A 12,287-nucleotide genomic window follows, 5' to 3' on the forward strand; every position below is an offset into this window, starting at 1 on the left:
GCCCGTCGGCCCCCTTCCCCCGACGCCTCGGGGCCTCGACCCGCAGAGCGCGGCACGCTCACCCACCCCTCGAAGGAGACGAAGATGTCCCCCTCCTCCCCACCCCGATCGCCGCTGAGCCGTCGCGGACTGCTCGCCGCCGGCGGACTGCTCGCCGCCGGCGGACTGCTCGCCGCCGCGGGCCTCGCCGGATGCGGCGGCACCGGCGGATCCGGCGGATCCGTGATCTTCTACCAGTCCAAGCGCGAGGCCATCCAGTACTTCGACGACCTGCTGGTGACGTTCCGCAAGGAGCACCAGGACATCGGCGTCGTGCACGACATCGCCACAAACCTCTCGGCGAGCTTCGTGCGCAAGAACCCGCCGGACATCGCCTGCCAGAACTACAACCTCGAGATGGCGCGGTTCATGGAGCGCGGCGCCCTCTCCGACCTCGCGGACATGCCGGAGGCCGGGCTGATCAGGGACGACGTCCAGGAGCTCGTGAACTGGTACCCCGGCTACGAGGGCCGCACCTCGGTGATCCCGTTCTCCGTCGCCGGCGCCGCGGTGATCTACAACCGCCGCATCTTCGAGGAGCAGCACCTCGAGGCCCCCACCACCTGGGACGAGTTCACCGAGGTCTGCGAGAAGCTCCAGAAGGCCGACATCACCCCGATCTACGGCACCTTCGGGGACCCGTGGACCGTCAGCCAGGGCCTGTTCGACTACACCATCGGCGGGATGATGGACGTGCGCGGCTTCTTCGAGCGCGTGAACGAGCTGGGCGAGGACGTCGGCCCCGACTCCGACACCTCCTTCCAGAAGGACATGCTGAAGCCCATCGAGCGGATGCTCGAGCTCAAGAAGTACCACCAGGACGATGCGGCCTCCCGCTTCTACGGCGACGGCAACACGGCCATGGGCAACGGCAAGGCCGCGATGCTCCTGCAGGGGCCGTGGGCGCTCGCCGAGATCGAGAAGGCGGGCAGCAAGGAAGACCTCTCCTGCTTCCCGCTGCCCGTGACCGACGATCCCGCCGACCTCAAGATCCGCGTGAACATCGACCTCTCGCTGTGGATCCCCGAGGGCGCGGACCGCAAGGACGAGGCGCGCGAGCTCCTCTCGTTCCTGATGACGCCCGAGGTCATGGACCCCTACAACAAGGCGCTGCTGGCGATGGGCACCACCAAGGACGCCCCGCCCGCGAAGGACCCCGGATCGCGCCGATGCAGAAGTACTACGACGACGCCGCCTTCTACCAGGGCGCCTCGCAGTTCATCCCCACCACGATCCCGTTCACGAACTATCTGCAGTCGATCCTGTTCGGCGCGGACCCGAAGACGATCCTCGCGAAGGTCGACAACGACTTCGCGAGCCTCGCCTACCGCTCCTGACCCCTCCCCTTCGACACGCAAGGACACCGCACCATGTCAACGACGACATCCACCGTCGCCGCCCCCTCCACGGGGTCCGCCGACACCACGCGGAAGCGCGGGGCCCGCAGAGGCAGCCGCAGCCGAAGCACCCGCCGCGTCGATCCCGTCTACTACCTGTTCCTCTTCCCGGCGCTCGCGATCTTCACCCTCGCGATCACCCTGCCGGCCGTGCTCGGCTTCGCCTACTCCTTCACGAACTCGATCGGCTTCGGCGACTGGGAGTTCATCGGCCTGCGCAACTACGTGGCGATGTTCCGCGACCAGGGCATCGTCTCGGCCTACCTGTTCACTCTCGGATTCGCGCTGGTCACCGTGATCGTCGTGAACGTCCTCGCGTTCTTCCTCGCCCTGGGCCTCACCTCGCGGATCCGCCTGCAGGCGGCGCTGCGCACGGTGTTCGTGCTGCCGATGGTGATCTCCGGGATCATCATCGCCTTCGTCTTCAAGTTCCTGTTCTCCACGACGCTGCCCAGCATCGGCTCGGCGCTGGGCATCGAGTCGCTGTCCAGCTCGATCCTCGCGGACGAGTCGCTGGCCTGGATCGCGATCGTCGTCGTCACCGCCTGGTCGACGATCCCCTCGACGATGCTCATCTACATCGCGGGCCTGGTGACGATCCCCGACGAGGTCTACGAGGCCGCGTCGATCGACGGCGCCGGGCCCGCGAAGCGGCTGTGGAACATCACCCTGCCGCTGGTCTCCGGGTTCATCGTCATCAACACGATCCTGGGCTTCAAGAACTACCTCAACGCCTACGACATCGTCGTGGGCCTCACCGACGGAGGCCCCGGCACCGCGACCCGCACGGTCGCCATGTCGATCTTCAAGGGCTTCACCGGCGGCGACTACGGCTACCAGATGGCCAACGCCTTCGTCTTCTTCCTCATCAGCATCGTCATCGCGGTCATCCAGCTGAGCATCACCCGCGGGAAAGCGAGCTTCGGAGCATGAGCACCATCGCCACCACCTCTGCCTCCGCGACCCCGGGGGCCGCATCCGGTTCGTCCGACGGGAGGCGCCCGACGGCCCGCTCGCGGGAGCGCTTCAACTGGCCCGCGACCCTCGTCCTCCTCGTGTGCTCGCTCGCGGTCCTGGTGCCGCTGCTGGTCACGATCAACATGTCCCTGAAGTCCGACGCGCAGGCGGTGGAGGGCGAGGCCTTCGCCCTCCCCTCGCCGCTGACCTTCCAGGCGTTCGTGGACGCCTGGCAGCTCACGAACTTCCCGCGCGCTCTCGCGGTCTCCGGCTTCGTCACCCTGCTCGCGGTGGCCGGGGAGATCGTGATCTCCTCCCTCGCCGCCTACGCGATCGTGCGCAACTGGGATCGCCGGCTCTTCCGCTGGTCGTTCTTCTACCTGCTCGCGGCGATGTTCATCCCGTTCCCCGTGGTCGCCCTGCCGCAGGTGCAGCTCACCGGCATCATCCATCTGGACACGCCGCTGGGCGTGGCGATCCTGCACATCGTGTTCGCCCTCGCGTTCAACACCATGCTGTTCACGGCGTTCCTGCGGGCGATCCCGATCTCGCTCGAGGAGTCGATGCGCGTGGACGGGGCGACGACCTGGCAGGTCTACTGGCGGCTGATCTTCCCGCTGCTGGGCCCGATGGCCGCGACCGTGGGCATCTTCGCCTTCCTGGGCTCGTGGAACGACTTCATGATGCCGAGCCTGATCATCTCGGACCCGACCCTGCAGACGCTGCCGGTGCTGCAGAACATGTTCCAGACCCAGTTCAACAACAGCTACAACATCGCCTTCGCCAGCTACCTCATGGCCATGGCCCCGGCGATCATCGTCTACCTGCTCGCGCAGCGCTGGGTGATCTCCGGACTCACCCAGGGCGCCGTGAAGTGACCACTCCCCCGACCCGAAGGACCTCATGACCTCCCAGTCCGCAGCCGACCTCCGCCCCCTCGACGAGTCCGCCGAGCTGCTCGTCGACGACCCGAGCTGGTGGCGGCAGGCAGCCGTCTACCAGATCTACCCCCGCTCCTTCGCGGACGCCAGCGGCGACGGCATCGGCGACCTGCGGGGCATCACCTCCCGCGTCCCCTACCTGCGGGACCTCGGGGTGGACGCCGTGTGGCTCAGCCCCTTCTACCCTTCGGCCCTGGCCGACGGCGGCTACGACGTGGACGACTACCGCGACGTCGACCCGAGGATCGGCACGCTCGAGGACTTCGACGAGCTCTCGGCGGCCCTGCACGCGGCCGGCCTGCGGCTGATCGTGGACCTCGTCCCCAACCACACCGGCAGCGGCCACGCCTGGTTCCAGGAGGCCCTCGCCGCGGGGCGCGGCTCCCGTGCGCGCGAGCGCTACATCTTCCGCGAGGGGCGGGGCGAGCACGGCGAGCTGCCCCCGGCCGACTGGGAGTCGATCTTCGGCGGGCCCGCGTGGACCCGCGTCGAGGACGGCCAGTGGTACCTGCACCTGTTCGCGACCGAGCAGCCCGACCTGAACTGGGCGGACCGCGAGGTGCGCGAGGACTTCCTGACCACGCTGCGGTTCTGGTCCGATCGCGGGGTCGACGGCTTCCGGGTCGACGTCGCCCACGCGCTCGCCAAGGACCTCGGCGAGGAGCTGCCGAGCGCGGCCGAGCTCGAGGCGATGCCCCAGGACGGCGACCACCCGCTGTGGGACCGCGACGAGGTCCACGAGATCTACGCCGAGTGGCGGCGCGTGTTCGAGGAGTACTCCCCGCCGCGCACCGCGGTCGCGGAGGCCTGGGTGGGATCGGCCGAGCGCCGCGCCCGCTACGCGAGCCCGCAGGGCCTGGGCCAGGCGTTCAACTTCGATCTGCTCGAGGCGGATTTCGCGGCGGCGGACTACCGCCGCATCGTCACCGAGAACCTCGCCCAGTCCGCGCGGACGGGCTCGTCGAGCACCTGGGTGTTCTCCAACCATGACGTGGTGCGCCACGCGACCCGGTACGGCCTGCCGCCGCGCGCCGGCCGGCCCGGCAAGCAGGGCGCCGACTGGGTCGCCGCGGGCGGGCCCGACGACGGCATCGACCGCGAGCTGGGTCTGCGGCGCGCCCGCGCGGCGACCCTGTTCGAGCTGGCCCTGCCCGGCAGCGCCTACCTGTACCAGGGCGAGGAGCTGGGGCTGCACGAGGTGGCCGAGATCCCCGACGAGCAGCGACAGGACCCCGCGTTCCTGCGCACCACGCCCGAGACCCGCAGCGATGACGGTCTGGGCCGCGACGGCTGCCGCGTCCCCCTGCCCTGGACCCGCGACGGCGCGTCGTTCGGCTTCGGCGAGGGCGGCGCGCACCTCCCCCAGCCCTCGTGGTTCGCGGACTTCTCCGTCGAGGCGGAGTCCGAGGATCCGACGTCGACCCTCGAGATGTACCGACGAGCGCTGCACCTGCGCCGCGAGCTGCAGGGCGCGGAGACGCTCACCTGGGACGATGCGTTCTCAGGTGGCGAGGTGCTCGTGTTCGAGCGCGAGGGCGGCTGGGTCTGCGCGACGAACTTCGGCGATACCGAGGTCCCGCTGCCCTCGGGCGAGGTGCTCGTGGCGAGCGGGGAGCTCGGGGGCGCCGATGATGCGGCCGACGGGGCGCGCACGCTGCCGGGCGCGACCACGGTGTGGCTGCGACGGTGAGCTGAGCGCGGCGCGGGACCTCACGGGGTCCCGCGCCGGCGCCCCGCCTCCTCCAGGATCCGTTCGGCCTCGTCGAGCGCGACATGGAGGATCGGGGCGCCGACGAAGCGCTCCCCCTCGCGGCGGAGCAGTCCGACCGCGGCGAGCTCCTCGAGGTCGGCGCGGACGTCGTCCCCGTCGGGCCCTGTGGTCACCTCTGCGCCGTCGGGCCCGCACGCCGCACGCAGCGCGGAGAGCGTCTCGGGCAGTCCGCGCAGACCGCCCTCCTCAGGGCCGCGCATGCCGAGGCCGGCGAGGAGGCTGACGATCACGGCGCGCGCGAAGCGGAGGAACTCCTCGGGCTCCGCGGTCGTGGGGCGCAGCTGCGGTGAGTCCGCGTCGCCCGCCGTGCTGACGCCGCCGTCGGCCGGAGCATCGGGGACGACCCGTCGGCCCTCGCGGACCAGCCACCCGCCGTCGAGCAGCGCGATCCAGGGGCCCACGATCCCGGGCGCTTCCCACATCGACCGCACGTCCCTCGGCCGCGCTTCGGGCCCGCTGCCCAGGCGGGCGAGGACCGTGCGGGTCGCGGCGCGATCGAGACCCGCCGTGGAGGTCACGGTGATGCCGCTGCCGACCGTCTCGAGCAGCACGACGGCCGCGCGCACGAACGGCACCCTCGCGGCCATCTCCGCGCGCAGCGCCATGTCCTCAGCGTCGGACTGGTCCGGGCTCGGTGCGGTCTCGGGCGTCGGCTCGCTCACGCGGTGAGGGGCGGGCGGCCACACGGGCCACGGCTCCTCCGGATCCTCGCCGTGGTGGCCTCGCGTGCGGCTGTCGCGTGGCTGTCGTCGGCCGGCGGCGTGCGGTCCTCGATGGGCGTCGGATGAAGGCCCTCGCTGGAGGCGGTCGACCTCCGCGATCCCGTCGTGATCCCCCGGCTGGGCGCGCATCGTCGCGGGGTCGTAGGGCACGGAAGGGTCGGTGAGGCGGCCGGTCCGGCTGAGCTGGGTGCGCTCGTCATCGGGCAGCGCGTCGTACCAGTCGATGTACCCCATGAGCGCGGCCTCGTCGCGCGGGTCCAGGCCGTGCTCGAGGCCGTAGCCGATGAGGTTCGTGGAGAAGGAGCGGCGAGAGGGGTCGTCGGCCGCCTCGAGCACCGCGAACTCGAGGTCGGCGAGCGTGCGCGCGGCGGCCTCGGGACGCATCGAGCGGCGCGACCAGCGCCCGGTCTCCTGGAGGAACACGAAGAAGCGGGTGAGGGCCGGGACCAGGTCCATCGAGGCCTCGCGGACCTGGATGACGGTGCGCGGGACCAGCTGCGTGAGCAGCTGCTCGATCACCGGGCCCGTCCATTCGCCGACGTCGTCGCTCGCGAGCCGTGAGGATTTCAGACGCAGCAGCGCGTCCACGAGCTGGGTCTCCGAGGTGACGTCGACGCCCCGCGCCGTGACCGGATCCGCGCCCGCTCCCGGTGCCTCGAGCCAGACGGAGTACTCGGCGAGCGCCTGCGCACGCTCGCGGTCGCCCGTGTCCGGGGCCTGCCGCTTGTTCCTGGGCATGCCACCAGGGTGCCCCACACGAGGGTCGAGGGCCAGGGGCAGACCGAGGGCGCACACCGACGGGGCAGGCCGACGGGACAGGCCGACGGGCAGACCATGGGGCCGAGGCAGCGGAGACCGGTTGACGCCCCTTGGACCCGTCCGACGGGCTCCGCCGGCGATGCGGAGCGCTGAAACCGATCGCCCCGCAGAGCGCTTTCCGCATACTCTTGCGCGGGTGAGCTTCACCGTGGAACCCCAGATCGCCGATGCCCTGCGCTCGGCCGCCGACCGTGTCCGCAGCGAGCTCGGCGAGGAGGCCGGATCGTTCGTCGAGGCGGCGCTGCTGCGCACTCTCACCGACACGATCACTCTCGCGGAGGACGGCACCGCCTTCGTCATCACGGGCGACATCCCCGCGATGTGGCTGCGCGACTCGACCACGCAGATGTTCCCCTACCTGCGTCTCGCCCGCGACTGCGAGCCGCTCGCGGACCTGCTCGCCGCGGTGGTGCGGCGCCAGCTGCGGATGATCGCGCACGACCCGTACGCGAACTCCGCGAATCTGGGCCCCACGGGCGCGCACCACGATGCGAACGACCTGTGCCAGGACCCGATGATCTGGGAGCAGAAGTACGAGGTCGATTCCCTCGCCTTCCCGATCATCTTCGGGCACCGTCTGCTGCGGATCACCGGTCGCGGGGACCTGTTCGACGGTCTGGCCCACGGTGTGCTGCGCACGATCGTGGACCAGTGGCGGCTCGAGACCGAGCACGAGGAGCGCTCGCAGTACAGGTTCGTGCGCGACATCTGCATCCCCACGGAGACTCTGGACCGCGACGGACTGGGATCGCCCGTCGGCGTCACCGGCATGACCTGGAGTGGTTTCCGGCCCTCGGACGACGCCTGCACCTTCGGCTACAACGTGCCGGCGAACCTGCAGGCGGCGCAGGCCCTGATGGCGATCGCGGACGTGGCGCTGCCTGTGTACGGCGACGAGGTGCTCGCGGCCGACGCCGATGCTCTGCGCACTTCGATCCTCGAGGGCGTCGCGGCGCACGGCGTGGTCGAGCACGAGGGCTCCCGGATCTACGCCTACGAGGTTGACGGCCTGGGCGGGCAGCTGCTGATGGACGACGCGAACATGCCCTCGCTGCTGTCCCTGCCGCTGGATGCGCCCGACGTGCTGGATCCCGAGCTCGCGGACGCGACACGGGCGTTCTGCCTGGGAATGGCGAACCCGTACCGCTACTCGGGGACGGTGGCGACGGGCATCGGCAGCCCGCACACCCCCGAGCAGTACGTGTGGCCCATCGCCTTCGCCGTCGAGGGCCTGACCGGCACGCCGGAGCGGGGACGCGAGATCATCCGACTGCTGCTCGCGACGGACGGCGGCACGGACCGCATGCACGAGTCCTTCCACGTGGATGACCCCGAGCGCTTCACCCGCCCCTGGTTCTCCTGGGCCGACGCCATGTTCTGCGAGCTCGCGCTGCACCTGACCGATGGTCCCGCGCCCGCGAGGTCGTTCGCGGAGCGGGTGGAGGTGTCCGGCCAGGAGAGGTGATCGGGGCCGACGGACGGCCGACGATCAGCAGCCGACCTCCGCTCAGATCTCCTTGGTGGTGGCGTTCGGGTCGCGTGGACCTTCGGTGTCCTTCGAGCGCTTCGGCACGAAGGGATCCTTCTCCTCGTCATGCGGACGGTCGGGATTGACCAGACGGGACTCCAGCGACTTCGAGTAGACCTCCTGGGGATCCGAGGCGATCTCCACCGTGCCGTCGATGTCCTGCCACTCCCCGCCATCCACGGAGAACTGCCCCTCATACGTGGTCGTCAGCGTGACGTCGTACCAGCCCTCATAGGCGAAGGTCGCGCTCACATCCTTCGACGGCCACGGCTCCCCGGGATCATCCGTGACGAGCACGTTCCCATCACCCAGATCCCACCGGTACTCCACAGGAGTCGCCCGGATCCTGACCGGAGTGTCCAGCAGCTCCGTCTCCAGCACCTGCGACTCCGAATCCGCATAGAGCACCAGATCCATGTTCGCCGGCAACCACCCCTGCTCCGGACCAGCATGCGCCGACGCCGCCTTCACCGGAAGCTTCGCGAAGTCCTTCTGCGTGACGGTGATGACGACCGGCTTCTCGTCCTCGGCACTCTGAGACTGAGCGCCTTGAGGCGCTTCAGGAGTCTTCGAACCAACGCAGCGAGTAGAAGTAGAGGTACCTGCAGAACTACCTGCACCACGCAGTGAAGTAGTGCCAACCTGACTCTGCCCGTCCCCACCCCCGCCTCGAGTTGTGGAAACTCCGGAGGTGTTCGGGATCATGACATCGACACCTGCGGTCCGAATCGTCGGCAATTCTTCCGCCGTACACGCATCAGGATCGGCCACACACTTTCCAACGTTGCCGTTTTGCGTGCATTTGTAGGGAGTGCGATCCACATCCTTCCATTCAGTTTCAAATATTGCAGAAATGGACGCCACCAAGCCCGAGAACGGATTAGAAGGCGGCGCGACCACCTTCGTGCGCCCAGTCGGCCTATCGCGTCGATCTCGATCAGCCTTAGAATGACCCGGCCCCGTGTCGACCGGCTCATCTCCGCCTCCCCCTTTATTGATTTGCTCTTCGGCGTCAGCCCCAACCGAATCATCGTCGAGGAAGCCCTGGAAATCTCCGTACGCCGAGGAATGCCCGGCCAGAACGCCTGCAATCACGAAAAGGAACGCGATCGCCAACTTTGCCCTCGAGCAAGAGCGGCGGCGCACCCCCTCACCCATCGACGACCTTCTCAGTCTTCAAGTTGAAGGCATTCACCACCCACGAACCTTCGCTCCACGACATGCCGCCCACCGTCCCGTACCTTGTATCAGGCTCCTGCTTGAGTCGCGAGTTGCCGTAAACAGGTTCCGAGTGTTCAGAGAGAATGAAGGTGTAGCCGACTTCAAGCTCATGCTTCTCGGATTCATATGTGCGGAGATCGCGGTCATCGATCGTAGCCCGAGACCACCATTTTCCCGTCTTGTTAAGTTTCTCGATTTCGTGCAAGTTTTGATCACAACTGGCGCAACTTTCGCCAAAGAGACTTTTAAGCACTTCTGTGTCCCCCGTCTGATAGGACCAAAGCATCACAGCCCAAAAGTATTTGTATGCCTGCTCCGCCCCCTCATCCGTGTGCTCATCCATTCCCGCGTAATCCTTCGGGTCGGGCTTCGGCACGTCCGGCTTCGCGCTCTCGCCTCCCCCATCGGACTGCTCCACGGGGGCAGACGCGGTGGCTTCGCTGCCAGCGCTGGGAGAGGGGTCGTCCTTGTCGCCGCAGCCGGTCATCAGACCGGCGGCGAGAGCGAGGACGGCGAGGGAGGAGAGGGTGCGTCGAGTCGTCGTCATGGCGGCTTCCGGGTGGGGGCGGGATGCCTGCACAGTATCCAGGCGACGCCCAGCCCGCCACTGCTCCCACCCCGTTGTGGATAACGGGAGCCACCCGATCGGACCCCATCGGACGGTCGCCTCGCGGGCAACATCCCCGCTTCACCAGGGCCCGCATAGCCCCCGTGTCACACTGTCAGAGACGCATCAGCCCAGCGCGTCGAGCTGCGCCCACTCCTCGTCGCTCAGCTGCACATCGCCGGCGGCGACGTTCTCCTCGAGGTGCGCTCGCTGGGAGGTGCCGGAGATCAGCACGGTGTTCGGGGCGCTGTGCAGAAGCCATGCCTGGCCCACCTGCGAGGGCGTGACCCCGTGCGCGGCGGCGATGCGCTGCACGGTCTCCTCATCGGTGACCTTCGGGCCCTGGTGGAAGCCGCCGCCGAGCGGGAAGTACGGGATCCACGCGGCGCCCTTCTTCTCGGCGAGGTCGGCGAGCGCCTGGTCATGGCGGTCGACGGCGTTGAAGATGTTCTGGACGGCCTGCACCTCGACACCCAGGTCAAACGCCTGCCGCACTTGCTCGAGGCGCACATGGCTGAGGCCGATCCCCCGGATCTTGCCCTCGTCCTGCAGCGCGAGTAGTTCGCCGAGCTGATCTTCGAGCGGCACCTGCTGATCCCCCTCGACGACGAGTCCGGGGAGGAAGTCCATGCGGCGCAGATACAGGAGGTCCAACCGGTCGGTGCCGAGGGTCTGCAGGTTGATCTCGACGCTGTCGCGCAGCTCGGAGGGCTTCTGTGCCGCGGTCATCGGGAACGGCCCCTCTGGCGTCGAGCGCGCCCCGGCCTTGGTGGCGAGGAAGAGGTCGTCGCGGTGCGTGCCCAGCGCCTCGCGGATCAGCGAGTTCGCGAGCCCGTCCCCGTAGAAGTGGGCGGTGTCGAGCATGCGGATGCCCAGGTCATAGACGTCGCGTAGGAGGGAGACGGCGGCATCGTGCCCGCCGGGCTGCTCGGCCGAGCGGTGCAGACTGCCCAGGCCGTAGCCGATGCGGGGCACGTCGCGCCCTCCGATGGGATACGTGCCAGCGAGGCTCGGGGTGCTCATGGGATCTCCTCATCTGCGGGGCCGACGGCCTCACGATAGGCGCTGCGGGCAGGGAGCCCGCTGAGCAATGACCAGGACTCGGCACGCCGCCGCGACCGCCCCGCAAGGCGGCGCCCACGCGCAGCCGAGGGCCGGGCATCCGGCGGCCCGTGCACTTCGCGTCGTCATACGTCGGGTCACGGCATATATGACCGGTCACCCGACCTCTGACTACGCGAAGTGCTCGCCTCGACCGGAGGCTCCTCCGGCGACCCGCCTCTCTCCCGCCTGGATCCCGCTGCTGCCCCTGAGTCCGCTCACGCCCCCACGATCAGCGCGGCGGCGGAGACCACGGTGAGCACGAGGATCGCCTTCTCGAAGACGCTCTGCGGGACGCGCTGCGTGATGCGTCGGCCGATCAGTGCGCTGAGGATGACCAGCGGCGCGAGCAGCACGTCCATGAGCGCGTACTGCAGGCTGAACAGGCCCAGGCTCGCGGAGAACGGCAGCTTCAGCAGATTCACGATCGCGAAGAACCAGGCGGAGGTCCCCAGGAACGTCAGCACGGGCATGCGCATCGCGTAGAAGTACATGGACATGGGCGGTCCGCCGGCGTTCGCGACCATCGTGGTGAAGCCGCCGAGCGATCCGTAGCCGATCCGCCCGATCCGACCGACCGTCGGCTCGTCCTCTCCCGCTGCCGTGCCGTCGCCCCGGCTCTCGTCGCGGCGAGCCCGCAGGGTCGCGCGGCGTCGGCGCCACAGGGTGAGCGCGACCAGGAGAAGGAGGATCACGCCGATGCCGCCGCGCACGGCCGAGGCGTCGGCGTACTTGAGGAACAGCGCGCCCACCACGAGACCGACGAGCACGCTCGGGATCAACCGGATCAGCGTGCGCCAGTCGGGCTCGCGGCGGTACATCCACAGCGCGGTCGCATCGCCCAGGATCAGCAGGATCAGAAGCGCGGCGGTCGACTCCTTGGGCGGCAGGGCCAGGGCGAACAGGCCCACGGCGATCGTCCCGGCGCCCGGCAGGGCGGACTTCGAGAAGCCGACCACGAGCGCCCCGGCGACGACGAGCAGCCACCCGGCGGCGCCGAGCTGGGGCAGGTGGGACAGGAGCTCGCTGATGATTCCTCCTCGGGGCGCGGCTCGCGGCTTCGCGCGAGATCGATGGGGACGCTACATCCGGTCCGGCCGACGAGGCGGGCACGTCCGCCGCGCGGGCGGCGCTGCCGATGCGGTCCCGCCCCGTGACAGGCTCATGCCAGTCCCCCCTGTCTC

At 69.2% G+C, this 12,287-nt stretch carries 10 protein-coding genes; 5 read left to right on the forward strand and 5 right to left on the reverse strand.

From position 1 onward, the window contains the following. Positions 1-84: 84 nt before the first annotated feature. From MHY49_RS13875 to MHY49_RS13890, 4 genes are read left to right on the forward strand one after another with little or no spacing between them, the layout of a single operon-like run. Positions 85-1,734: an ABC transporter substrate-binding protein gene (locus MHY49_RS13875; RefSeq protein WP_370646156.1), complete on the forward strand. Its 1,650-nt coding sequence runs from the start codon at positions 85-87 to the stop codon at positions 1,732-1,734. Continuing rightward, complete coding sequence (locus MHY49_RS13880) at positions 1,644-2,369, forward strand: carbohydrate ABC transporter permease (protein WP_370646158.1); 726 nt, start codon at positions 1,644-1,646, stop codon at positions 2,367-2,369. The genes MHY49_RS13875 and MHY49_RS13880 overlap by 91 nt, the downstream gene beginning before the upstream one ends. Beyond that, a complete protein-coding gene (locus tag MHY49_RS13885) occupies positions 2,366-3,271 on the forward strand; it encodes a carbohydrate ABC transporter permease (protein ID WP_239205029.1) in 906 nt (301 codons plus the stop codon). Before MHY49_RS13880 ends, MHY49_RS13885 begins: the two co-directional genes overlap by 4 nt. A gap of 25 nt (positions 3,272-3,296) precedes the next feature. Continuing rightward, the gene (locus MHY49_RS13890; RefSeq protein ID WP_239205031.1) at positions 3,297-5,024 is read left to right on the forward strand and encodes an alpha-amylase family glycosyl hydrolase; all 1,728 of its coding nucleotides are present in this window, start codon (positions 3,297-3,299) and stop codon (positions 5,022-5,024) included. Between the two features lie 20 nt (positions 5,025-5,044). On the opposite strand, the gene MHY49_RS13895 is transcribed toward MHY49_RS13890, so the two are convergent. Continuing rightward, positions 5,045-6,565 (reverse strand): hypothetical protein, encoded by a 1,521-nt coding sequence (locus tag MHY49_RS13895; RefSeq protein ID WP_239205033.1) that lies wholly within the window; start codon positions 6,563-6,565, stop codon positions 5,045-5,047. A 217-nt stretch (positions 6,566-6,782) separates the two neighbouring features. Here MHY49_RS13895 and MHY49_RS13900 point away from each other — a divergent pair, with 217 nt between their 5' ends. Beyond that, on the forward strand, positions 6,783-8,111 hold the full coding sequence (locus MHY49_RS13900; protein ID WP_239205035.1) for a glycoside hydrolase family 125 protein: 1,329 nt from the start codon (positions 6,783-6,785) through the stop codon (positions 8,109-8,111). A gap of 42 nt (positions 8,112-8,153) precedes the next feature. On the opposite strand, the gene MHY49_RS13905 is transcribed toward MHY49_RS13900, so the two are convergent. The 4 genes from MHY49_RS13905 to MHY49_RS13920 form a co-directional block, all read right to left on the reverse strand. Further along, positions 8,154-9,332, reverse strand: coding sequence for a PKD domain-containing protein (locus MHY49_RS13905; RefSeq protein ID WP_239205037.1), 1,179 nt, complete (start codon positions 9,330-9,332; stop codon positions 8,154-8,156). Further along, entirely contained in the window at positions 9,325-9,942 is a 618-nt protein-coding gene (locus MHY49_RS13910) for a DUF6318 family protein (RefSeq protein WP_228356952.1), read from the reverse strand. Before MHY49_RS13910 ends, MHY49_RS13905 begins: the two co-directional genes overlap by 8 nt. Before the next feature lie 186 nt (positions 9,943-10,128). After that, positions 10,129-11,025: an aldo/keto reductase gene (locus MHY49_RS13915; RefSeq protein WP_239205039.1), complete on the reverse strand. Its 897-nt coding sequence runs from the start codon at positions 11,023-11,025 to the stop codon at positions 10,129-10,131. A 296-nt stretch (positions 11,026-11,321) separates the two neighbouring features. Further along, entirely contained in the window at positions 11,322-12,122 is an 801-nt protein-coding gene (locus tag MHY49_RS13920; RefSeq protein ID WP_255719965.1) for a sulfite exporter TauE/SafE family protein, read from the reverse strand. Positions 12,123-12,287: the final 165 nt, after the last annotated feature.

Origin of the sequence: Brachybacterium sp. ACRRE (assembly GCF_022346485.1) — a bacterium.
GTDB classification, from domain to species: domain Bacteria; phylum Actinomycetota; class Actinomycetes; order Actinomycetales; family Dermabacteraceae; genus Brachybacterium; species Brachybacterium halotolerans.

Excerpts from the sequence above, each read along its gene's own strand:
- MHY49_RS13890 (WP_239205031.1), top strand. The coding sequence starts at position 3,297 with ATGACCTCCCAGTCCGCAGCCGACCTCCGCCCCCTCGACGAGTCCGCC.
- MHY49_RS13910 (WP_228356952.1), bottom strand. The coding sequence starts at position 9,942 with ATGACGACGACTCGACGCACCCTCTCCTCCCTCGCCGTCCTCGCTCTC.
- MHY49_RS13905 (WP_239205037.1), bottom strand. The coding sequence starts at position 9,332 with ATGGGTGAGGGGGTGCGCCGCCGCTCTTGCTCGAGGGCAAAGTTGGCG.
- MHY49_RS13915 (WP_239205039.1), bottom strand. The coding sequence starts at position 11,025 with ATGAGCACCCCGAGCCTCGCTGGCACGTATCCCATCGGAGGGCGCGAC.
- MHY49_RS13885 (WP_239205029.1), top strand. The coding sequence starts at position 2,366 with ATGAGCACCATCGCCACCACCTCTGCCTCCGCGACCCCGGGGGCCGCA.
- MHY49_RS13875 (WP_370646156.1), top strand. The coding sequence starts at position 85 with ATGTCCCCCTCCTCCCCACCCCGATCGCCGCTGAGCCGTCGCGGACTG.
- MHY49_RS13895 (WP_239205033.1), bottom strand. The coding sequence starts at position 6,565 with ATGCCCAGGAACAAGCGGCAGGCCCCGGACACGGGCGACCGCGAGCGT.